The organism is Bacillus sp. MN7755 (assembly GCF_054771475.1).
The window spans coordinates 19556-42451 of the sequence record NZ_BTRL01000012.1 but is presented as its reverse complement, the minus strand read 5'-3'; the positions used below and the strand labels follow the sequence as shown (position 1 = coordinate 42451).

Sequence of the window (22896 nt, the reverse complement as noted above, 5' to 3'; positions counted from 1 at the left end):
ATCGACAAGGTGCACGATGCAAACGGTCTTCATTATTATTACTGTAGTAATGTATGTATTGGCGACAAAGTTATATAAAAAATTTCCGTTTCCATTTACATTACCAGTGTTAACAGTTACGGCAATTATGATTTGTTTATTTCTGACTTTTGATATTTCTCATCATGAGTATAGGGAAAATGGGGGAGACATTCTTTCCGGTTTATTGAGTCCTGCAATTGTAGCGTTAGCGATACCTTTATTTAAAGAGCGAAAAATACTTATGAAAAACTTTTTTTCGATACTTATCGGTGTAGCGGTAGGTATAGTGGCTTTAACGAGTATGAATGTAGTGATTGGTGAGATGTTGAATATAGATAAGGAACTCATATTAACAACACTCCCGCAATTAGCGACGATGCCTATTGCTATTTCATTAGCGGATCAAATTGGTGGTATTCCATCTATGACTTCTAGTTTTGTAGTTGTTGCAGGAATCACAGGTGCTATTATCGGACCAACGGTACTTAAGTTTTTCCGTATAACGAGCACGATTGGAAAAGGAGTGGGAATGGGTTGCGCCTCACATATTATCGGTGTGAGCCGTCTCGTGAAGGAAGGCGAGAAGGAAGCGACGATTGGTTCGGTGACGATGATTGTAACCGGAATACTTATTAGTATAGTCATACCGTATGGAACGAAATTTATATTTTAAAATGTAATGGAGATGATGAAAATGACAACATGGTTTATAGTTACATTATTTATTTTTGGAGCTATTAAAGTATTAGTTTCTAGTATGCCCACTTCTGTTGTAGAATCAATTATTAGTAGATTTGAATTGCATCAAAAGCTTGAGGCGGAGAATACCTCTATATCGATAGATGGAAAAAATATAGAGGGAGAAATGAAATTACAAGTTATTCATGAATTTAATGAGGCTTTATTTTTAGATAAACATTATTTTCCACCGTACGGGGAAGGCATACCAATTGTTATTAATACGAAGAAAGGGAATAAAGAGATTAGGTTTTCTCTGTATAGCTATGAGGAACACGTTGATGTAATAAAGCAATATAAGAAGAAAATCGTTGCCTATCGTTTACGTTCAAAAAGTCTTCAAAACCCTACATCATTAATGGTAACCAAAGATTATGCTTAAGAAGAGATCTATAAGGATCTCTCAGACTGCAGACAAACTATTTTTTGAGAGTTCAGATGCTAAAAAATAGTTTGTCTCTTGCTTTATGGGAAATTTATCCAACAATATTTATACGTAGTGCTTTCTATGCTACAATTTACTACAAGTGAGGAAGGAAGGTGTCTTATGGAAATATCCGTCTATGTTGCAAGTGCATTCAGCAAGGATCATAAAGGTGGAAATAAAGCAGGAGTGGTATTTATTGAGAATACATTGACCACTACTCAAAAAATGGCAATAGCCAAACAACTGGGCTATGCGGAAACCGCATTTATATCAGAATCTGAAATTGCTGATTATAAATTTGAGTATTTTACACCAAAAGAAGAAGTTGATTTATGTGGTCATGCCACAATTGGCTCTTTCGCGATACTGATGCATTTAAATAAACTTTTCAGGAATCGCTATACGATTGAAACGAACAGCGGTGTTCTTACTATTACCATAAAAGATGACATCATATTCATGGAACAAAACAAACCGATATTCTATGATGTTGTATCTCCAAACGAGTTCATCGACTGTTTTGACATTAAAGCTATAGACAATACATACCCAATTCAAATTGTCTCCACGGGTCTAAAAGATATTTTAATTCCTATAAAAAGCGAAACACAATTACATACACTGCAACCTAATTTTGAAAAAATTAAAGAAATCAGCAAGTATTATAATGTTGTCGGGATGCATCTATATACTTTTAATGACAATCGTATTATATGCAGAAATTTTGCTCCACTATACGATATCAATGAAGAAGCAGCGACTGGAACTTCAAACGGTGCATTAGCTTGCTACCTTTATGAACAGCACAACTTGCAAAAAGAAGTCTATGTATTTGAACAAGGTTATTCTGTACACTCGCCTTCTGAAATATTAGTTACATTAGCAACCAATAGCAACAATAAAGTAGAAAAAGTTTATGTTGGCGGCAAAGGCTATTACTGTGAAACTAAGTATTTAAATGTAGAAAATATTGAGTGAAAATAAAGAGATTTATAAGGGTCTCTTTATTTTTGTATGAAATAATATATTTTCCAAATAAAAGAAAAGAAAATCATATAACCAAATAAAGAGTATGTATGATTCCAATCTACGCTATGAATAAAGAAACCTAATCTTTCAGCAATCTGTTCAAAAATGCTGGCACAAATACCTATTGCAACAATAAATAGAGTCCTAGAAAATACAGATAATGTTTTTGAAATTTGTATAAAAGTCGTTGTTAAAATTGGTAGTACAAACAAAGTAAAGCCGATGTTAACTGAAAATATGGAGGGAAAGGGTCTAACCGGAAAGGAATATATTTGTTTCGCAATAAAGAAAGCATCTAAGTAAGTCCCGATAATAGAAGAGAGTAAGATTGTAATAACTAGTGCGAAAAGGTTATTCGTCTTCTCGAAGGAGAACATTTTTCTTTGCAAGAATGGCAAGTTCAATTTTTTCGAGCGTTTTACAGTAGTCTTCTGTAATTTGTCCATTTATATTTTCCTCCTTATCCACTAAGTAATTTACAACTTGCCAGTCCGTAAACCAATCTTCACTGTCAACTTCTTCATGCTCAATATCTCGCCATGCGTAGCTGAGTGCAGGGCTGTATATACGATAAGCGCCATTACGCAACTGGCATTTCTTTATTCGGCGCTTATAAAATTCACGGGAAAAAGTTTCATTTACACTTGAAAATAAATGGGGCCAGTAATCTTTCCTTGATCCTGTATGCGGATGATGTTGAGCCCAGCTTATTATTTGGGATAAAACATGTGTATCCCGAAATAATAATGAATACAACCTTTTTCCGATTAAGATTCGTTCATGTAAGGAAGTAAAATGCTTCATTGTATCACCAAATAGTAATACTTTTTGTTTCTTATCATTTTCGTAGAATGGGAAAAGGATATGATTAAACTGAAAAAAATCAAAGAGTTTAAATCCAATACTATTTAGTACCGTCTTTTTAAAGTGTACATTTTGAATCACTCTTTTTTCTAAATAGTTTTGTTCATTAATAATAGTTGCAATCGCTAATGTTTTTTTATTACCTGTTTTCCAAAAATCGTTCCACATCGTTTCCATAAATGTAGAAACATTTAGGTGAGGGAGAAGGTGAAATAGCTTTTGTGATTTTTTTAAACTTTGTTCGTACAGCAAAAATTGAGGATAAACATCTTGGAAAATAAGCCAATTCCCTCTTTCTAAAAAAGAAAAAAATGTAATTTGATCTTTCTCTGATAAAATTCTCGTATATAAATCGCCCTTTAAATCAGTCATATTCCAACCGCCGTTACGTGATACCATATGTCCAAGTAGTGCCCAATGTATTTCTGGATGTTGAATGTAAAATTGGTAGTATGCGCGTGTTCTTGTAACATTATTTTTATTTAGCTGTTCTGTTTGTATTTTTATGTTGTTAATAATGAGTTGCTCTTCTTTCGTTAATTTATACATCGTGCCAGAATGAATGAGTTTGCTTTTTTGTTTCAATTCATTTTTTACATCAAATAGGGAGAGAGGCAGTGCTTTGGAAGGTCCGTTATATGTATAATTTGAATTGCTTCGGTACATTTCGTTACCTCCCTTTTTCATAAATTTAAACATGACTATTGGCTATGAATCATTCTATTTATTTTATTACGAGTATAAGAAATAAATGAGCGGTGTTTTTTACAGGGAATTTAGTTATCATGCAAACAGTATAAAAAATCTTACTGTTGTAAGGTGAAATGAAAAAACGAAACTATATTTAATAGTTTCGTTTTTTTTATTTTGTCAATTAAATGTAACAAACGACGATTATGATTTGAATCAATTGAAAATAATTCAATAAATTTTAATTGAAATGCTTGGTAGGAGGAAAAGAAATGCTAGATAAAATAATTTTAATCACTGGTGGCACAGGTTCGTGGGGACATGAACTTATAAAACAACTATTAGAAAAATCACCGAAAGAAATTAGGGTTTTTTCAAGAAATGAAACGGTTCAGTTTGAAATGCAGCAACAGTTTATAAATGATGATAGATTAAAATTTATTATTGGAGATATTCGTGACAAGCATCAATTAATCTATGCATGCCAAGGTGTACATTATGTATTCCATCTTGCAGCTTTAAAACACGTTCCAGTATGTGAGTATTATCCTTATGAAGCTATAAAAACTAATATACATGGTACGCAAAATGTAATTGAAGCATCTATACAGATGCAAGTTGAGAAAGTTATATATGTTTCAACGGATAAAGCAGCCGATCCATCAAATACGTATGGGATGACAAAAGCAATTGGTGAGAAGTTAATGGTTCATGCGAATGTACAAACGAAGAAAACAAAATTCATTTGTGTTCGTGGTGGAAATGTTTTAGGGACGAGTGGAAGTGTGGTACCGCTTTTTAAAAAACAAATTAAAAAATCTTCACAAGTAGGGATTACCGATGCAAATATGACTAGATTTTTCTTAACAATTGAAGATGCTGTTGGATTGTTATTTAAAGCCGTATATCAAGGTAGAGGCGGGGAAATCTTTGTTATGAAAATGCCGGCATGTAAAATAACAGATTTAGCAGAAGTGTTAATTGAAGATTCAAAAAAAGAAAATGTGAAGTTAACAGAGATAGGGATAAGGCCGGGTGAAAAATTAAGTGAAATGCTTTTATCTGAGGTAGAGAGTAAAACGAGTATAAGTTTTGATCAAAATTATTTTGTGGTACTACCGACTATGCCTATAGAAGGGCTTCAAGAATATTATGCTAGTTATCCGCTTGTGGATGTGAAGAGTTTTAGCTCACAACAAGACTTACTTGCAAAACATGAGGTGAAACAAATGTTATTAAAGGGAGGTTTTTTACAATGAAAAATAATGCGAGCCTTTTAATAACAGGTGCAAATGGTTTTACAGGACGCCATGCTTGCCAATATTTTTTAGAGCAGGGCTTTCATGTAATTCCTATGTTTCAAAATTGTACACATAGAGAAAAAAATGAAAATGGTATTACTTGTAATTTAACAAATAAGAGCGAAGTAATGAAGGTGATTAAACAAATAAAGCCAGATTATGTATTGCATTTAGCAGGAAGGAATTCGGTCATAGAGTCTTGGACAGCTGCACTTGAATATGTAGAGATTAATGTAATAGGGACGTTATATTTATTAGAAGCAATTAAGCAAGAAGCACCACATTGTAGAACGTTAGTTATAGGATCTGCTTTGCAAGCAGATAGTATAAACGAAATAAAAATTTCAAATCCATATAGTTTAAGTAAAACGATGCAAGTCATTATTGCAGAGGCTTGGGGCGGATTAATGGATTCAAATATTATTATTGCAAAGCCCTCAAACTTAATTGGTCCAGGAGTATCAAATGGCATTTGTTCGATTCTCGCAAAAAAAATGATAGATATAGAATCAGGTAGAAGTAAAGCCATTATTGAAGTAAACAGTTTGAAAGATAGCAGGGATTTTTTAGATGTACGTGATGCGGTTAAAGCGTATCATGTGTTATTACGAGATGGAATAAATGGAAAACAATATAATGTCGGGTCAGGAGTGAAACGATCTTTATTAAATGTACTAGAACAATATAAAGAATTAACAAAGCTAAATTTTTTCATAGAAGAAACAGTGAAAAGTGGGAGCGACTCAAATGAGAGTCTAGAAATAGAGGAAATAAAAAGATTAGGTTGGATCCCAGAAATTCAATTTCATCAATCATTAAAAGATGTACTTGAGTATGCAAAGTGTAATGACATCTGCATTCAATGAAAAATAAAAAGGGTGTAAGAAATATATGAATGGTTATGAAGTAATAGATAATCAAAATATGCTATTTCTTTCAATTGTTGATACGCTGGACTGGAGGGATGAAGAAGCACATGTTTTGCATCTTTCAGAGGCAATAAATAAATATCGAGCGTATGTAGAAGAAGAAAGAGTTAATCGACTAAAGTCAGCATTAGAGGCGGAAACTAGGTATGTGATTCAAGTCTTTGCTCAATATGAGTGTAGTGAGTATGGAAATGATTTTTATGAACTCATTAAAGATCTTTTAAAAGATATAGAGGTGGAGTTAAATATTTATATAAATGATAAAGTTATTTACATTTAAAAGGCTAATATAAAGCTAGATTTTTAATAATAAAGGTGGATATAAATTATGAATAAAAAGATTCTCTTTACTGGGGGCGGTACAGCCGGACACGTTATGATTAATATTGTATTAATTCCTAAATTTATAGAGCAAGGATGGAGAGTTGAGTATATTGGATCCAAAAATGGTATTGAAAAATCATTAGTGCAAAATGTTAAATACAATAGTGTCTCAACGGGGAAGCTTAGGAGATATTGGGATTTGGAGAACTTTAAAGATCCTTTCAAAATTATACACGGTTGTTTACAAAGCTATAAGTTGATTAAGAAAATAAAGCCTGATGTTATCTTTTCAGCAGGAGGATTTGTTTCAGTTCCTGTTGCTATAGGGGCATGGTTAAATCGTGTGCCTATAATTATACGTGAACCAGATAGCACATTAGGACTTGCCAATAAAATAGCATTACCTTTTGCTACAAAGCTATGCACAACATTTCCTCAGACAGGAGAAAATGTAAGTAATGAGAAGAAGGTTTATGTAGGACCAATTGTAAGGGGAGAACTTGAGAAGGGTAACGTATTACGAGGGAGAAGTTATTGTAAATTTCAGCAAGATAAACCAGTATTGTTAATTATGGGTGGGAGTCAAGGTGCTCAATGGATAAATAATATGGTAAGAAAAAGTTTGGAAACATTGTTATTAAATTTTAATATTGTTCATATGTGCGGTAAAGGGAAGGTAGATTCATCTATTGGCATGGAAGGTTATATGCAATTCGAATATATAGGGGAAGAGTTGCCGCATATACTAAATATGGCGAGTGTTGTAATTTCCAGAGCGGGTTCTACTGCTATTTCTGAATTGCTATTCTTGAAGAAACCGATGTTGCTTATCCCGTTAACTAACAGTTCCAGTAGAGGAGATCAAGTTTTAAATGCTGAATATTTTTCTCGGCAAGGATATGCGGAAGTTATACTCCAAGACAGAGTAAGTACGAATACATTTATACATGCAGTAAATAAGTTGTATACAAATAAGGAGAGATATATTCAAAACATGAATGGATATAAGAAAACCAATAATGAGGGGATTCATCAATTAATAGATATAATCAATGAAGTCGTGAAGTAATAGAGATGTAAATAAAAAACAAAAGGAAAGAAGATATCTTCTTTCCTTTTTACTATAGTTGTTCAAATTCATTAGTACTTATCCAGATTGGCTATGTACTATGGGTGAATCCCGATTTCTAATAGCTCAGTAAATGCATTAGTATGGATAGGTTTACTATAATAGTAACCTTGAATAAACTGACATTTATTTTTTTGAAGGAAATTCACGTGTTCTTTCGTTTCTACACCTTCAGCAATAACAGACATTCCTAATGTATTTGCTAATGTGATGATCGTTTTAATAATTTCCATTCCATCGTCACATGTTTCAGACATTGTAATAAATTCTCTTGGAATTTTTAATGTATCGATTGGATATAAAGGTAAGTAAGCTAGCGAAGAATAGCCTGTACCAAAGTCGTCGATTGAAATGTGAATCCCTAAACTTTTTAGTGTACGCAATTTTATCAATGTTTCTCGCTCATCCATCATTGCAATTCGCTCTGTTAACTCAAGATCGAGAGAACTTGCTGGTAAACCTGTATTTGCTAAAGTAGAAGAAATAGACTTTACAAAATCCTCTTGTTCAAATTCTTTAGCAGATAAATTTACACCTATTTTTAAATGTGAATATCCGAGTGCGTGCCAACGTTTCATTTGCTCACAAGCCTGCTCTAATGTCCATTTTCCTATTGGAATAATTTGTAGTGTTTCTTCTGCAATTGGAATAAACTCGTATGGAGAAATAACGCCTAATTCAGGATGATTCCACCTAATTAGAGCTTCTGCACCGATAATTTTATTAGATTCACTATCAACTTGAGGTTGATACAAAACGAACAATTCTTCATTTTGTATTGCATTTGGTAAATCTTTTTCTAATCGTAATCGTCTTTCAATTTTTTTAGCGATTACATCGTCATAAATAGAGACAGCGTTAAGCTCTCTTGTCTTTGCATCATACATTGCAACATTAGCGTTTTTCAAAAGTGTAGCAGTATCGATTCCAGAATGTGGATAAATAGCGATACCGATACTCAGTGATAAAGTTAATGTATGCTCATATATGACAAACGGCTTTTCTATGCTTTTAAATAATTGATTACATAACTCGAATAAGGCATCTTCGTCAGTATAATTTTCAATTAAGATTGTAAACTCATCACCACCGATTCTTGACAGATGAGTATGTGATGGAAGACATGATTGGAATCGCTTCGCTACTTCTTCTAATATGTGATCTCCTGCCGAATGTCCAAGTGTATCGTTAATTGCTTTAAAGCGATCTAAGTCTAAATATAATAGTGCAAACTCGCTTTCTGTCGTTTTAGCATGTTTTATAACTCTTTTTAATTTCTTATGGAAAAAGGCACGGTTCCCAATTTTCGTTACAGTATCATGGAATGCTAAATATTTTATTTCTTCTTGCTGCTTTTTTAGTGCAGTAATATCTTTCACCATAATATAACTTCCTGAAATTTGCCCGTCTATCATAATAGGGACGATGGTAACGTATAAAAAATAAGTAAAGCCATCTTTATATTGAGAACGTAGTTGCAAGGATGCCGATTCTTGTTGTTTCACTTTTTCTAATGCTGATGCTAGTTTATATTTGTCTTCATCTAAAATAATCGAAAAACAAGTTTCACCGAGTAACTCATCTGTTGGTGCTCCAAGTAGTATATTTCCAGCTGTATTTACATTTAAGAATACTCCATTTAAATCAATTGTAAAAATAGGATCAGGGTGATATTCATATAATGATTTGAATTTTTGTTGTTTTTGAGATAGAGCCTCTGATTTATAAACTAAATCAGAAGTTCGTAAAGTAACTTTTTCTTCTAGTTGAGCATTAAATGCCTGTAAACGTTTGGTTAGGGAATTGTTTTGCATACGTACAATAGAATGACGAATGAGTACGAAAATGAAAGTAATACAATTTCCTATAATGAGAGTTGAAGATGCTGTTTGTTCTTTTAATGTAAACCCGATTAGTATTGCAACAGCAAGATAGGGAAATACAACTAGAGCTTTTTTTCCTATTATAGGGTTTACAATGAAATAATTTTTATGACTATTACGATCTTCTGAAATAGATCCAGCTATTGCAATAAGTAATATAGGTATTCTATATAAAAGACGTAATAATGTTATCGTTTCAGTTGATAAATGGTTATTTAGGTAAAAATAAATATAGTTAAAAGTTGCAGAACTTATTAATACAAAAATAAAGATGTAAATTTTCCGTTTCGAATTAAAAATGGTTGGACGGAAAAAGAGACTAACACCTAGTAAAAGAAATAATAAATCTGCAATTGGATATAGAAATGAAAGAAAAACATCTCCTAGTGAAAGAGAGAATATATTTAAATTTGGTTGATTAAATAAATACCACTCTAATGTGAATATGGAAGTAAGTACTATACATATATCACAAATAAAGAACGCTTTTTCCCATTTATCGCATTCTTTTAAGATTTTATAACTGAAAGCGATAAGACAAAAGAGTAGAAAAAACATGTAAAATACATCAGAAATAGTAAAACGATGTATTGGAATTTCGAAGAAGCTATCTTGATATGTATATACTATTTTTCCTAATAAAAAACTACCAATTGCTATTGTGATACATATCCAAAACGGATTTGAACTGACTTTTTTAGAATATATAGAGTAAATGAGTGACACAAATGTAATAGCTTCAACAATAAGTGAAGCGAAGCGTACATCTGAATTTGAAAAATGAGTGGGGAACAGATAAAAAAACATAAAATAGATTGAATAACATATTAATGTTCCAATTAATATACATAGTTGTAAATTTTTATTTAATTTCAATAAAATCACCTTCTTTAATTATGCACTATATTCGTAATATCTATACATAATAATATTATTTAAGAATTGTATCAGATTTCCTTATAAAAATCATGTTTATAAGGAAAGTGTTGAAAAGTGTAATACTTCTTAAAATTAAAAAAATATTGTTTTTAATAATATGTGCTTTATCAAGATTTTAAATGGGAATTGTATATTTAATCATCCTTTGAATTGTAAAGGTTTTTTAGTGATTTGTAAGTGGAGATGCACAATTGCATATAAAATGATGAGAATCTTTTTTCTAGCTGATTTTTGATTGTTATAGGCTATTTTAAGTAAGGTTTTAATTTTCAGTCTGAAAATTAACATTTGTAAAAATATTAAATGGAGATATAAAATAAGAACGTGTATTCTTACAGAGTGGATAGCATCTTTACTAAATAGGGAGAGATTTTTATGTTATTTCGAATGAAAGGTGCAGAAGTATACTATGAAATTGTGGGAGAGGGTAAACCAGTCATTATCATACATGGCTGTGCTCCTGATCATAGGTTAATGCAGAGATGCATGGAATCAGTATTCGCAAAATATAAAGGTTACCAAAGAATATATATTGATTTACCTGGCATGGGGAAATCGAATGCTCCGGATTGGATAAATAGTTCAGATCATATGTTAGAACTGTTAATTGGATGTATTGAAAAAATCATTCCATCGAAAAGCTTTTTATTAGTAGGGGAGTCCTATGGCGGATATTTAGCTAGAGGTATACTCACAAAGCTGTTCGAAAGAGTTAATGGATTACTATTAGTATGCCCTGTTGTTGTAGCGGAGCAAGAAAAAAGGACTCGTCCGAATAAACAGGTAATTGTAGAGGATAAGGAGTTTTTAAATACACTAACTTCCACTGATAGAGAAGAGTTTTGCGAGTTAGCGGTGGTCGCGAATGAATATACATATAAGCGATTTAAAGAAGAAATTAAGCCAGGGTTAGATGTTGCTAATTATGAATTTATTGAAAGGTTGCAAAAAAATTACTCTCTTACTATGGATTTTCACCGTAAGGAATATGAGAAACCCGTTCTTTTATTAGCCGGAAGACAAGATATATCGGTCGGTTATCAAGATATTATAGGAATTATTGATGATTATCCAAGAGCGACATTAGCAGTGTTAGATATGGCAGGGCATAATTTGCAAATTGAACAGCCTGAATTATTCGAGAGTTTAGTAGGAGAATGGATTAGACGAACAGATCAGCAAAGTTTATAAAAAACGAATGAACATTTTCAAGGAGGAAGTATGAATACATATATTTATATGGTTAGGCATGGTGAATCACCAAGATTAGAAGGGAGTGAAAGAACACGGGGATTAACTGAAAAAGGAAAAATGGATACTCATAGAGTGACTGACGTATTAAAAATGGAGGGAATTGATACTTTTATTTCAAGTCCTTATAATCGGGCTATGTTAACGATTGAAGCGGCAGCTAATTTCTATGAAAAAGAAATAATAGTATATGAAAATCTCAAAGAATGTAGGTTTGTAAGTGAGGATCAGATTATACCAGATAAAGAGGTGTATCCACTTGTAAAGAAGATGTTCTCTAATCCTGACTTTGCACATATGGAAGGAGAGTCATATAAGGATTGTCAGAGACGGGTAGTGAAAGTGTTAAAGGAAATATTAATGGATTTTCAAGGGCAAAAAATTGTAATTGGCACACATGGACTTGTAATGACTTTAATGATGAATTGCTTTGATAATCAATACGGATTTGAATTTCTTATAAATACATCAAAGCCCGACATATATAAGCTGGAATTTAATGATGAACAATTATTGAATGTAGAAAAATTATGGATAGGAGAATGAAACTGAATATATGGAGTGTGTTTTAATTCGTACTTATAAAACACACTCTTTTTTAATAGAATGCATTTTTATCAACTATTTTTAGAATGTTAAATCAATAAGTAATTATTCAAATTCTGAATAATACAAATGGAAGTTGTCTTAAGGAAACAATTTTAAATGTGACAAAACTCCAAACGTTGGATTTCTATTCAATTGGAAAAAAAGATGTAGAATTTTGTCTTACGGTCCCCGTTTACTTTTCATTTCATTACATATAGGCTTTGTGGTGTAAAGGGGAATATCGCCTTTACACAAAATTTATAAGGAGGGCATTGTGATGAAAAAGATTAAAAAGTTTGCGGGAGTAGCTTTAGCGGGTACGATTGGATTAAGTGGGCTACTGTTTTTAGAACCAAGTGTAAGCGCTGCGGAAACACAGCAGGTGAAAGAAGGAAATTTCAATACAATTGATGTAACAATGAATCAAAGTGAATTTTATGTATTGAGTGGTAGAAGTATTGATATTCTTTCTGGAGATAAAGAAGCAATTCAGCTAAATAAATACACAATTCGTTTTAGTAAACCCGGGAAGTATGTTATTAGAGTAAACGGTTGTATTTATGATGATGTATATACTTTTATTGTGAATAAATAGTATATATTCTTAAACTGTGAGATAAAAAAAGAAACACCCTATTTGCGGTGAGAATCGTAGATAGGGTGAATTTATTTGTATGAAGTTGTGTTTTATAAATTTTCATTAATTTGCTCTTTGTTTTTGTTTTGTAAAGTATGTAGGAGTGTTTGAAACATTTTAAATGATTGCTGAAAGATTGGACTTTGAATAAAAGTGTATAGAAAAGTTACGATAAAAACAGGACCACCGAGCATAAATCCAATAACTAGTACAACGCATTCTACAATGATTCGAGCACGGCTAATAGATAGACCTGTTTTATCGGAAATAGTAAGCATGAATCCATCACGAGGTCCAGCGCCAATTCCAGCTGCAACATACATACCTCCACCGATACCTGTAATGGCAATACCAGAAAATAAAATGAGTAAGTTTATCCATAAATAATCACTAGCATTTGGAAGAATATTTGATTGTAAGAAAAAGTCCATAATAGGACCGATAAGTAGTGCATTTAAAAATGTTCCCACATTTATATATTTTCGATCTACTAGTAAAGAAATGAGAACGAGACATAACCCACATATGACACTCCACGTACCAATCGTCCATCCAAACCTTTGGTAGAGAGCCATGTTTAAAACTTCCCAAGGATGTAAACCGAGAAATTTAACTTTGACTGCAAGAGCATTTCCAAGGCCAAAGAAAATTAATCCTAAGAAAAAAAGAAAATAGCGAAAGAGGGTTAGCCTCATCTTTCATACCTCCTATATTTTATAATTATGAATGTTACATGTTAAAGTTTAAATGTACAAATGTTATGACTTCTGTTGATTTATTTAAATCTATAAAAATGTAAATGGAATATATACTTTCAGAGTCAAAAAAGTTAAAAAATTTCGTCTTAAGGATTATAATGAAGAAAGAAATATAAAAGGGAGTGAACAAATTTGAAACAAGAGCTTATTGAAAGATTTACGAGATATGTCAAAATTGATACGCAATCAAATGAGGAAAGCCATACAGTTCCAACAACAACTGGGCAAATTGAGTTTGGTAAATTATTAGTGGAAGAGCTACAAGAAATTGGGTTAACAGAGATAACGATGGATGATAATGGTTATGTAATGGCAACACTTCCGGCTAATACGGACAAGGATGTTCCCGTAATTGGCTTTTTAGCACATTTAGATACAGCAACAGACTTTACGGGGAAAAACGTAAAGCCACAAATTCATGAAAACTTTGATGGTAATGCGATTACGTTAAATGAAGAGCTAAATGTTGTGTTAACGCCGGAACAGTTCCCAGAATTACCATCTTATAAAGGGCATACGATTATTACAACTGATGGTACAACACTGCTAGGAGCAGATGATAAAGCTGGTCTTACAGAAATTATGGTTGCAATGAATTATTTAATACATAATCCGCAAATTAAGCATGGGAAAATTAGAGTGGCATTTACGCCAGATGAAGAAATCGGCCGTGGACCAGCTCATTTTGATGTAGAAGCGTTTGGTGCATCATTTGCTTATACGATGGATGGAGGTCCATTAGGTGGCTTAGAATATGAAAGCTTTAATGCTGCAGGTGCTAAGTTAACGTTTAACGGAACAAATACACATCCTGGGACAGCGAAAAATAAAATGCGTAATGCAACTAAACTTGCTATGGAGTTTAATAGGCATTTACCAGTAGAAGAGGCACCAGAGTATACTGAAGGATACGAAGGATTCTACCATTTACTCTCTTTAAATGGTGATGTTGAGCAAAGTAAAGCATATTATATTATTCGAGATTTTGATCGTGAAAATTTTGAGACACGTAAAAATACCATTGAAAATATTGTGAAACAAATGCAAGAGAAGTATGGGAAAGATGCAGTCGTTTTAGAAATGAATGATCAATACTATAACATGCTTGAAAAAATCGAACCGGTGAGAGAAATTGTTGATATTGCTTATGAAGCAATGAAAAGTTTAGACATTGAACCAAATATTCATCCAATTCGTGGAGGAACAGATGGATCACAATTATCATATATGGGATTACCAACGCCGAATATTTTCACTGGTGGTGAAAACTATCACGGTAAATTTGAGTATGTTTCGGTAGATACGATGGAAAAAGCAGTTCAAGTTATTGTAGAAATTGCAAGACGATTCGAAGAACAGGCTTAAAAAAGAACCAAGTAGTACAGATGTGCTACTTGGTTCTTTAGTATAAAACTCGCCACAAATAAAAAGTTGCGTAAGACTCCCAGTTGATCCAATTTGCCGCAAAATCTTTTATTTCATGTTTAGTCGGTTTACTTTCGGAACCTGTTATGCATTTAATTGCATTGTGCAAGCCGACATCGTCAATTGGAAAAGCGGAAGGAAATCGTAAACAGCGCATTAAAACATAGTTGGCAGTCCATGGTCCTATACCATGTATAGCAGTTAATTGTTTTTCAGCGATTTTTATATTTTGTATTTGTAGTAAAGATTCTTTTGATAGTTTTCCTTCTGTAATAAGCTTTGCAACCCCGATTAAATATTCACATTTTCTAGTTGTCATTTTTAACTTTTTGAGATCTTCTACATGTAGCTTTCCAATCGTTTCAGGAGAAGGGAATATCCAATGTTTTCTATCGTCCCATTCTACATAACTTCCAAATGTCTCGACTAATCTTCTTTTTAGCGTATAAGCATATGTAAGATTAATTTGCTGACCAATAATTCCCCAGGAAAGTGCCTCGAATAAATCAGGAATACCTAAAGTTCGAAGTCCATAAAACTTTTGAATAGGACCTCGAAGGAGTGGATCAAGTTTAGCTAATTGATAGAAGGGAGCCAAATCAGTATTTAAATCAAACCATTCAGTTACATAGTTAGCTACAGCGTTGCATATCCACTTTTCAGAGATATAGGATTCTCCTAAAAAACGTATTTGAATAGTATCATCCGTATTCATACTAATCTCAACTAAAGGATTTACATCGTGAACAGGGATAACTTTATAAATTTTGTTATCTTCAATGTGAAACATACATTCATTGTTAGAGCGGGATAGATAGCGCAAATTTTCTTGGAAACTAAATTCTGTTGGAACTGCTAAAGTTAATGCGTTATTATATTTTGCTGTCATATGAATTCCACCTGTAACTTTTCTAATGCAAGCAATTCTTTCTTCATTTCTAATCCCCCTCTAAAACCAGTTAGTTTACCATTCTTCCCGATAACACGATGACAAGGAATTGTAATGAGAAGAGGGTTGGCAGCAATAGCAGAAGCAACGGCACGTACAGCTTTAGGTTTTTGAATTCTTTCGGCAATTTCTGTATAAGAATATGTGTTTCCATAAGGAATTTCACGTACCGTATTCCAAACAGATAATTGAAAGTCAGTTCCGTAAGCATCGATAGGGAATGTAAAAGTTTCTCGCTTGTTTTCTAAATACTCGATAATTTCTTTCGTATATATTTGCAAGTAATCTGGACTATGGATCAATATATGATGGGGTAGTTTTTTGCTAGCCCATATATTTAATTCTTCAAAGTTTTCATTTTGTGATCCAATGAAACATAGTCCATTTTCAGTCGCAGCAATATGAAAATGCCAATTTTTATGTGTAAGTAGTGTCCAATATATATAATTATTTTTGTAGGAATTCATTATTGTATCCCTCTTTCATTTCGTTCTTTTTTCGATATTCAGTAGGAGTAAATCCGGTTTTCTTTTTAAATAAAGTTGCGAAATACTCCGGGTTTTCTATCCCGACAGCAGTACTAATTTCTTTAATAGATTGATTTGTATTTGATAGATATTCTTCTGCTTTAACAATCCTGAATTGTTGTATATATTCTATTGGACTTATTCCTGTCATTTTTTTGAAAGTACGTTGTAAATGAAAGGGGCTACCATGGCACATTTCCGCAAGTATGTCGAGAGTTAGTAATTCTTCAAAGTGCTTTTCAATATAATTTTTAATTTGTTCTACCCACTCTTCATTAGGTAAAGTGAGCCCATTTGGTTTACAACGTTTGCACGGGCGAAAGTTTTCACTTAATGCTTGATTTGCATGAAGAAAAATTCGTACATTGTTTTTATTCGGTATTCTTGATTTGCATGACGGCCTGCAAAAGATTCCGGTTGATTTCACGGCATAAAAGAATTTGTTATCATAGGAAGAATCATTATGAATAATTGCTTGCCAATGCTCACTTGTTAACGTAAACCCTTCATTGTGCAAAGAACATCACCTCTGAAATTAGTATAACCTGAATAATGTACGTATGTATGTATTCACAAATGTAAGAGCAAGATTACAAAGGTGAAAATATGATTGTTTTTCTATTTTGTGATAGCATGAAATTTGGAAATAAACATCAAGAGGAGGGCTATAAATGAAGTTCATTTCATGGAATGTAAATGGTTTACGTGCAGTTATCGCAAAAGGTGGATTTTTAGAATATCTCGAGGAATCTAATGCAGATATATTTTGTTTACAAGAGATTAAATTACAAGATGGGCAAATCGATTTAAATCCAGAGGGATATTATACATATTGGAATTATGCTGTGAAAAAAGGCTATTCAGGAACGGCTATTTTCACGAAAAAAGAACCGCTTTCTGTTACTTATGGTTTGGGCATTGAAGAGCATGATCAAGAAGGACGAGTTATTACTTTAGAGTTCGAAGGTTTTTACATAATTACGTTATATACACCAAATTCAAAACGAGGATTAGAACGATTAGATTACAGAATGAAATGGGAAGATGATTTCCGGGCGTATATTAAACGATTAGATGAGAAAAAACCAGTTATTTTTTGCGGAGACTTAAACGTTGCTCATAAAGAAATAGATTTGAAAAATCCAAAAAGTAATCGTAAAAATCCTGGGTTTTCTGATGAAGAAAGAGAGAAGTTTACATGTATTTTAGAAGAAGGATTTATTGATACGTATCGTTATCTATATCCTGATCAGGAAGGCGCATATTCGTGGTGGTCGTATCGAATGGGAGCGAGAGCAAAAAATATTGGATGGCGTTTAGATTATTTTGTTGTTTCCGAAAGAATGAAAGACCAAATAACAGAGGCGAAAATTAATAGTGAAGTAATGGGATCAGACCATTGCCCAGTTGAATTACATATAAATTTCTAAAAAAAGAAGTGTCCTCCTAACATTAGGCGGATACTTCTTTTTTAATTCAGTTTGTTAAAATTTTTCAAATCTTTCTTGAAATAATTGCATATTAAATATATACTTAGTAACGATAATCATTATCAATGAAAAGGGTTATCAATAAATGAGGTGTAAAAGAATTATATCCTAGGGGAAGTGAACGAGAATGAGTTCTGGATAGAATTATTAATCTAATGAAATATATATGTAAGACAAGTTTCATATAGTTAAATTTTATTGAGAATATAGTTTTGAAAACTCGAGAGGAGATATATAAAGATGAATAAGAAGTTATTTACATTAGGGATGGTTACAGTTTTAAGTGTAGGACTAGCAGCATGTAATAGTGCGGATAAGACTTCAGGAGAAAAAACACAACAGACAAAGGCTAGTGAGACGAAAAAAGACGAAAAACGAAAAATTACATACTTAGGTAAAGAATATACAGTACCAGCAAAAGTAGATAAAATTGCGACAGCTAGTTTAGAGTCAATGGAAGATGCAGCGGTACTTGGAATTAAACCAGTAGGTGCGATTACTGTAGGTGGAAAATTACCAAAGTATCTTGAGAAAGATTTAGAAGGTGCGAAATCTGTTGGTGAGAAAATGCAACCAAATTTCGAAACATTACTTCAATTAAAACCAGATGTTATTACATCAAGTACGAAATTCCCAGCAGAAACAGCTGAAAAGTTTACGAAAGTAGCTCCGACATTCCCGGTATCACACGTTTCAACAGATTGGGAAGATAACTTAAAGTTAATGGGAGAATTAACTGGTAAAAAAGATAAAGCAGAAAAAATTATTAAAGATTACAATGCGGATGCTGAAAAAGCAAAAGCAAAACTAGGAGATAAGTTAAAAGACAAAAAAGTACTTGTCATTAGACTAAGAGCAAATGAATTATTCCTATATCCAGAAGGAGTGTACTTCAACCCTGTAATTTATAAAGATCTTGGATTAACTGCTCCAGAACAATTGAAAACAGTAAAAGCACAAGAGAAAATCTCATTTGAAAAACTTGCTGAACTTAACCCAGATTATATTTTCTTACAATATGAGACAACTGAAAATAAAAACCCGAAAGTGCTAGAAGAAATTGAAAGCAATCCAATTTGGCAAAGTATGAATGCTGCGAAAGAAAAGAAAGTATTTGTAAACGTTGTGGACCCAATGGCACAAGGTGGTACAGCTTGGAGTAAAACAGCATTCTTAAAAGAAGCAGTGAAAAATTTATCTAAATAATATAATAAGTAAGGTGCGTTGAATGATATGCAGAAAACGAATGCGGTACCAGTAACCATTTTATGTATAGCGCCCGTATTGATTTTATTTACAGTTATACTTTCTGTATTATATGGTGCGAAAAACATCGATGCTCAAACAGTGTGGAATGCATTATTTCATTTTGATTCAAGCGATGTAAATCATAATATTATTATTACTTCACGTTTGCCAAGGGTAGTTGCAGCTCTTTTAGTCGGAGCATTTCTAGCCATATCAGGAGCACTTATGCAGGGGATGACAAGAAACTATCTTGCATCCCCTTCTATTATGGGTGTGACGGATGGGGCAGCCTTTGTTATTACACTTTGTATGATTTTTCTTCCAGGAATGTCCTCAATTGGCATGGTTTTATGTTCAATGATTGGTTCTGCACTCGGAGCCGGTATTGTGTTTGGTTTTGGTTCGCTTCTTCAAAATGGCTTATCACCGGTTCGGTTAGCAATTATAGGGACAGTTATTGGAACATTTTTAAGCAGTGTATCTGCTGCAATGGCTTCATATTTCCAAATTTCTCAAAATGTTAGTTTTTGGTTTAATGCAAAATTAGATCAAGTCGATCCTAATATAATTAAAGTCACGATACCTTTTGGGATAATTGGAATAGTTTTAGCTCTGTTAATCTCAAAATCTATTACTATTCTTTCTTTAGGAGAAGAAGTTTCTATTAATCTAGGACAGCGTACAAAATTAGTTAAAGCGATGGCTATTTTATCAGTTATCTTTTTAACAGGAACTGCAGTTGCTTTAGTGGGGAAAGTTGGTTTTGTAGGTTTAATTATTCCGCACATTACTCGCTTTATAATTGGGGTAGATTATAAATGGATTTTACCATGTGCAGGCGTTATTGGCGGCGTTTTTTTAGCATTATGTGACGTTTTAAGTAGATTTGTAAATTATCCATTTGAAACGCCAATCGGAGTCGTAACATCTTTAATTGGAATTCCTTTCTTCCTTTATTTAATCCGTACAAGAGGAGGAGAGAGACATGTTTAAAAGCTCAAGTCAACGTTTTGGAATGACGATGGGGATTATTATATTTTTAATACTATGTGCTATTTACATAAGTTTAACGAATGGTACGTTTGATATTACAATTACAGATGTATTTAAAACACTCCTTAGAATAGATCCAGTGCCAGACCATGATTTAGTTATTTTTGAGTTTCGTCTTCCGCGCATTGTAATTGCTGGATTAGTAGGATTAGGTCTCGGCGTTGCCGGTGCTGTAATTCAAGGGATTACGAGAAATGGATTAGCGGACCCAGGTATTTTAGGCGTAAATGCCGGAGCAGGAACAGCCATCGTTATTTTTATGTTTTTCTTTCAAGGACAATTAAAAAGTACAGACTGGGTTTCTATTATGATGATGCCAATGTTTGGTTTAGTGGGCGGATTAGGTGCAGCTATCATTATTTATCTGTTTTCTTGGAAAAACGGTAAGTTAGATTCGCAGCGTCTTTTATTAACAGGGATTGCGATTGGATCAGGATTTGGAGCCTTTTCTATGTACTTATCACTCAAAATGAAGTCAACTGATTTTGAAATGGCTGCAGTATGGGTATCTGGAAGTATTTATAATGCAAACTGGAAATATATTATTGCTATGTTGCCATGGCTTATTATATTAATTCCTCTCATACAAAAGAAAGCTTATTTATTAGATTTATTTCAATTGGAAGAAACGAGTATTACAAGTTTAGGTGTTGCAGTAGAAAGAGAGAAATCAATTTTACTACTAAGTAGTATTGGACTTGTGAGCGCATGTGTTGCTGTTTCAGGAAGTATTGGTTTCATTGGACTAATGGCACCGCATATAGCGAAACGACTTGTCGGTATTCAGCATAAGCATATCATTCCTACGTGCGGAGTAATCGGAATGTTCCTTGTAATTGCTTCAGACTTTATTGCAAAAACAGTTTTCACACCTGTAGAGTTACCGGTTGGAATCGTTATTTCTATTGTCGGTGTACCTTATTTCTTATATTTACTTTATAAGGCGAAAGCGTAAGGGGAGGAATAAAAGTGAGTATTTTAAGTGCAAAAAATTTAGAAACAAGTTATGAAAAGCTTACAGTGTTTCGCGATTTAAATGTGGAAATACAAGAAGGAAAAGTAACGACAATTATAGGACCAAACGGGTGCGGTAAATCGACACTGTTAAAAACAATGGGAAGAATTTTAAAGCAAAAGAGCGGTAAAGTATATTTGCAAGGACAGGATTTAAATACAATTCCAACGAAAGAAATTGCTAAGCAGTTAGCTTTACTCCCGCAAACTCCAATTGCGCCAGGAGAGCTGAAAGTAGAAGAATTAATTTCTTATGGACGTTATCCACATCGAAATAATGTAAATAAGCTAACTTCAAAAGATAAAGAGATGATTGACTGGGCATTAGATATAACGAAAACTTCTGAATTTCGAACGAGACAAATTGCAAATTTATCAGGCGGTCAACGACAAAAGGTATGGCTAGCGATGGCGTTAGCACAAGAGACAGAAGTGTTACTACTAGATGAACCAACTACATATCTTGATATGTCTCATCAATTAGATGTATTACAAATTGTAGAAAAATTAAACAAAGAGCATAATTGTACGGTCGTAATGGTACTACATGATATTAACCATGCAGCGAGGTTTTCAGATGAAATTATTGCAATGAAGGAAGGGGAAATCGTTACAACTGGTAGCCCAGAAGAAATCATTACAAATGAAGTGTTAAAAGAAGTATTTCATATTGATGCACGTGTCATGATTGATCCGTATAATGGGTCTCCTGTTTGTTTTGGGTACGATAGCGTTGTACCTCAAGATGAAAAAGTGGGAATATATGTAACGAGTTAAGGGGGGGATATAAGATGAATACTACTATTGAAAAACAGCAGATTATAACATCTAATACAGAGCAGTGGAACATGTATTCAAAATTAGAAGGTAAGGAATATCAAATTCATATTTCAAAGCCGAGACAGCCAGCACCAGAGTCAGGATATCCTGTTATATATGTATTAGATGGCAATGCCTTTTTTCAAACATTCCATGAAGCAGTTAAAATACAATCAGTTAGAGCAGAAAAAACAGGTGTTTCACCAGCCGTTATAGTAGGGATTGGTTATCGTATTGAAGGGGCATTTTCAGGTGAAGAAAGGTGCTATGATTTTACGCCTAGCGTAATTTCAAAAGATGCGCCTTTAAAACCAGACGGTAAACCGTGGCCTAAAACAGGAGGTGCGCATAACTTCTTTACTTTTATAGAAGAAGAACTGAAACCTCAAATTGAAAAACATTATAAAATTAATGAAAGAAAACAAACATTATTTGGGCATTCGCTAGGTGGCCTATTTGCTTTACATATATTATTTACAAACGTAAATGCCTTTCAAAATTACTTTATTAGTAGTCCATCTATTTGGTGGAATAACCAATCTGTGCTTGAAAAAGAAGAGAATCTTATAAATGAATTAAACAATGCAAAAGTTAAAACAGGAGTATTTCTTACAGTTGGTTCACTAGAACGAGAGCATATGGTTGTAGGTGCAAACGAATTATCAGAGCGCCTTCTTCAGGTAAAAAACGACCAGTTTCGATTTGCGTTTTATGAGGCTGAAGGGGAGAATCATGCATCTGTTGTGCCGACTTCTTTAAGTAAAGGATTAAGATTTATTAGTTACCTATAAATTGAAATGAATATCTAATAAAATGCAAACAAAAGGCTATGGGAAATTCTCCATAGCCTTTTGTTTGTGCAA

Annotated in this window: 24 protein-coding genes; 17 read left to right on the top strand and 7 right to left on the bottom strand. The window is 33.1% G+C overall.

Annotated elements, in window-relative coordinates:
• Positions 1 to 16: 16 nt before the first annotated feature.
• The 3 genes from ACYVEC_RS12305 to ACYVEC_RS12295 all read left to right on the top strand — a co-directional run bounded on the left by ACYVEC_RS12305 (position 17) and on the right by ACYVEC_RS12295 (position 2164).
• Positions 17 to 694 (top strand): LrgB family protein, encoded by a 678-nt coding sequence (locus ACYVEC_RS12305; RefSeq protein WP_098554982.1) that lies wholly within the window; start codon positions 17 to 19, stop codon positions 692 to 694.
• Positions 695 to 715: 21 nt separating this feature from the next.
• Positions 716 to 1141 (top strand): YfmQ family protein, encoded by a 426-nt coding sequence (locus ACYVEC_RS12300; RefSeq protein ID WP_063221032.1) that lies wholly within the window; start codon positions 716 to 718, stop codon positions 1139 to 1141.
• A 165-nt stretch (positions 1142 to 1306) separates the two neighbouring features.
• Positions 1307 to 2164, top strand: a complete 858-nt coding sequence (locus ACYVEC_RS12295; RefSeq protein ID WP_063221031.1) for a PhzF family phenazine biosynthesis protein — start codon at positions 1307 to 1309, stop codon at positions 2162 to 2164.
• 26 nt (positions 2165 to 2190) lie between these two features.
• On the opposite strand, the gene ACYVEC_RS12290 is transcribed toward ACYVEC_RS12295, so the two are convergent.
• Positions 2191 to 2592 carry a CBO0543 family protein gene (locus ACYVEC_RS12290; RefSeq protein WP_231428581.1) on the bottom strand — a complete coding sequence of 134 codons (402 nt, stop codon included), beginning with the start codon at positions 2590 to 2592 and terminating at the stop codon, positions 2191 to 2193.
• Entirely contained in the window at positions 2567 to 3745 is a 1179-nt protein-coding gene (locus ACYVEC_RS12285) for a DUF2515 domain-containing protein (RefSeq protein ID WP_063221029.1), read from the bottom strand. Before ACYVEC_RS12285 ends, ACYVEC_RS12290 begins: the two co-directional genes overlap by 26 nt.
• Positions 3746 to 4041: 296 nt before the next feature.
• Here ACYVEC_RS12285 and ACYVEC_RS12280 point away from each other — a divergent pair, with 296 nt between their 5' ends.
• Genes ACYVEC_RS12280 through ACYVEC_RS12265 form a run of 4 tightly spaced genes read left to right on the top strand, consistent with a single transcriptional unit; the run spans position 4042 to position 7392 of the window.
• Positions 4042 to 5028: a UDP-N-acetylglucosamine 4,6-dehydratase family protein gene (locus tag ACYVEC_RS12280; protein ID WP_063221028.1), complete on the top strand. Its 987-nt coding sequence runs from the start codon at positions 4042 to 4044 to the stop codon at positions 5026 to 5028.
• Positions 5025 to 5936: an NAD-dependent epimerase/dehydratase family protein gene (locus ACYVEC_RS12275; RefSeq protein WP_275718938.1), complete on the top strand. Its 912-nt coding sequence runs from the start codon at positions 5025 to 5027 to the stop codon at positions 5934 to 5936. The genes ACYVEC_RS12280 and ACYVEC_RS12275 overlap by 4 nt, the downstream gene beginning before the upstream one ends.
• Before the next feature lie 25 nt (positions 5937 to 5961).
• Positions 5962 to 6279: a DUF6572 domain-containing protein gene (locus ACYVEC_RS12270; RefSeq protein WP_063221026.1), complete on the top strand. Its 318-nt coding sequence runs from the start codon at positions 5962 to 5964 to the stop codon at positions 6277 to 6279.
• Positions 6280 to 6327: 48 nt separating this feature from the next.
• Positions 6328 to 7392, top strand: coding sequence for an undecaprenyldiphospho-muramoylpentapeptide beta-N-acetylglucosaminyltransferase (locus ACYVEC_RS12265; RefSeq protein ID WP_063221025.1), 1065 nt, complete (start codon positions 6328 to 6330; stop codon positions 7390 to 7392).
• A gap of 98 nt (positions 7393 to 7490) precedes the next feature.
• On the opposite strand, the gene ACYVEC_RS12260 is transcribed toward ACYVEC_RS12265, so the two are convergent.
• On the bottom strand, positions 7491 to 10211 hold the full coding sequence (locus ACYVEC_RS12260; protein ID WP_275718937.1) for a putative bifunctional diguanylate cyclase/phosphodiesterase: 2721 nt from the start codon (positions 10209 to 10211) through the stop codon (positions 7491 to 7493).
• A 438-nt stretch (positions 10212 to 10649) separates the two neighbouring features.
• On the opposite strand from ACYVEC_RS12260, the gene ACYVEC_RS12255 reads away from it, so the two are divergent.
• From ACYVEC_RS12255 to ACYVEC_RS12245, 3 genes are all read left to right on the top strand, one after another.
• Entirely contained in the window at positions 10650 to 11465 is an 816-nt protein-coding gene (locus ACYVEC_RS12255; protein ID WP_063221023.1) for an alpha/beta fold hydrolase, read from the top strand.
• 30 nt (positions 11466 to 11495) lie between these two features.
• The gene (locus ACYVEC_RS12250) at positions 11496 to 12071 is read left to right on the top strand and encodes a histidine phosphatase family protein (protein WP_063221022.1); all 576 of its coding nucleotides are present in this window, start codon (positions 11496 to 11498) and stop codon (positions 12069 to 12071) included.
• A gap of 319 nt (positions 12072 to 12390) precedes the next feature.
• Positions 12391 to 12708 carry a hypothetical protein gene (locus tag ACYVEC_RS12245; protein ID WP_063221021.1) on the top strand — a complete coding sequence of 106 codons (318 nt, stop codon included), beginning with the start codon at positions 12391 to 12393 and terminating at the stop codon, positions 12706 to 12708.
• Between the two features lie 92 nt (positions 12709 to 12800).
• Here ACYVEC_RS12245 and ACYVEC_RS12240 read toward each other — a convergent pair whose 3' ends face one another.
• On the bottom strand, positions 12801 to 13445 hold the full coding sequence (locus ACYVEC_RS12240) for a YczE/YyaS/YitT family protein (protein WP_063221020.1): 645 nt from the start codon (positions 13443 to 13445) through the stop codon (positions 12801 to 12803).
• 195 nt (positions 13446 to 13640) lie between these two features.
• On the opposite strand from ACYVEC_RS12240, the gene pepT reads away from it, so the two are divergent.
• Positions 13641 to 14873, top strand: coding sequence for a peptidase T (gene pepT, locus ACYVEC_RS12235; protein WP_063221019.1), 1233 nt, complete (start codon positions 13641 to 13643; stop codon positions 14871 to 14873).
• Positions 14874 to 14910: 37 nt separating this feature from the next.
• Here pepT and ACYVEC_RS12230 read toward each other — a convergent pair whose 3' ends face one another.
• From ACYVEC_RS12230 to ACYVEC_RS12220, 3 genes are read right to left on the bottom strand one after another with little or no spacing between them, the layout of a single operon-like run.
• Positions 14911 to 15822: a DNA-3-methyladenine glycosylase family protein gene (locus tag ACYVEC_RS12230; RefSeq protein ID WP_063221018.1), complete on the bottom strand. Its 912-nt coding sequence runs from the start codon at positions 15820 to 15822 to the stop codon at positions 14911 to 14913.
• The gene (locus ACYVEC_RS12225; RefSeq protein WP_063221017.1) at positions 15819 to 16349 is read right to left on the bottom strand and encodes a methylated-DNA--[protein]-cysteine S-methyltransferase; all 531 of its coding nucleotides are present in this window, start codon (positions 16347 to 16349) and stop codon (positions 15819 to 15821) included. The genes ACYVEC_RS12230 and ACYVEC_RS12225 overlap by 4 nt, the downstream gene beginning before the upstream one ends.
• Positions 16330 to 16926 (bottom strand): bifunctional transcriptional activator/DNA repair enzyme AdaA, encoded by a 597-nt coding sequence (locus ACYVEC_RS12220; RefSeq protein WP_063221016.1) that lies wholly within the window; start codon positions 16924 to 16926, stop codon positions 16330 to 16332. Before ACYVEC_RS12220 ends, ACYVEC_RS12225 begins: the two co-directional genes overlap by 20 nt.
• A 154-nt stretch (positions 16927 to 17080) precedes the next feature.
• On the opposite strand from ACYVEC_RS12220, the gene ACYVEC_RS12215 reads away from it, so the two are divergent.
• The 6 genes from ACYVEC_RS12215 to ACYVEC_RS12190 all read left to right on the top strand — a co-directional run bounded on the left by ACYVEC_RS12215 (position 17081) and on the right by ACYVEC_RS12190 (position 22824).
• Positions 17081 to 17839: an exodeoxyribonuclease III gene (locus tag ACYVEC_RS12215; RefSeq protein ID WP_063221015.1), complete on the top strand. Its 759-nt coding sequence runs from the start codon at positions 17081 to 17083 to the stop codon at positions 17837 to 17839.
• 300 nt (positions 17840 to 18139) lie between these two features.
• Positions 18140 to 19105, top strand: coding sequence for an iron-hydroxamate ABC transporter substrate-binding protein (locus ACYVEC_RS12210; RefSeq protein WP_063221014.1), 966 nt, complete (start codon positions 18140 to 18142; stop codon positions 19103 to 19105).
• Between the two features lie 27 nt (positions 19106 to 19132).
• Positions 19133 to 20140, top strand: coding sequence for a FecCD family ABC transporter permease (locus tag ACYVEC_RS12205; protein ID WP_063221013.1), 1008 nt, complete (start codon positions 19133 to 19135; stop codon positions 20138 to 20140).
• Positions 20133 to 21155 (top strand): FecCD family ABC transporter permease, encoded by a 1023-nt coding sequence (locus ACYVEC_RS12200; protein ID WP_098555277.1) that lies wholly within the window; start codon positions 20133 to 20135, stop codon positions 21153 to 21155. The genes ACYVEC_RS12205 and ACYVEC_RS12200 overlap by 8 nt, the downstream gene beginning before the upstream one ends.
• Before the next feature lie 14 nt (positions 21156 to 21169).
• The gene (locus ACYVEC_RS12195) at positions 21170 to 21991 is read left to right on the top strand and encodes an ABC transporter ATP-binding protein (RefSeq protein WP_063221011.1); all 822 of its coding nucleotides are present in this window, start codon (positions 21170 to 21172) and stop codon (positions 21989 to 21991) included.
• Positions 21992 to 22005: 14 nt separating this feature from the next.
• The gene (locus tag ACYVEC_RS12190) at positions 22006 to 22824 is read left to right on the top strand and encodes an alpha/beta hydrolase (RefSeq protein WP_063221010.1); all 819 of its coding nucleotides are present in this window, start codon (positions 22006 to 22008) and stop codon (positions 22822 to 22824) included.
• The last annotated feature ends 72 nt before the right edge of the window (positions 22825 to 22896 follow it).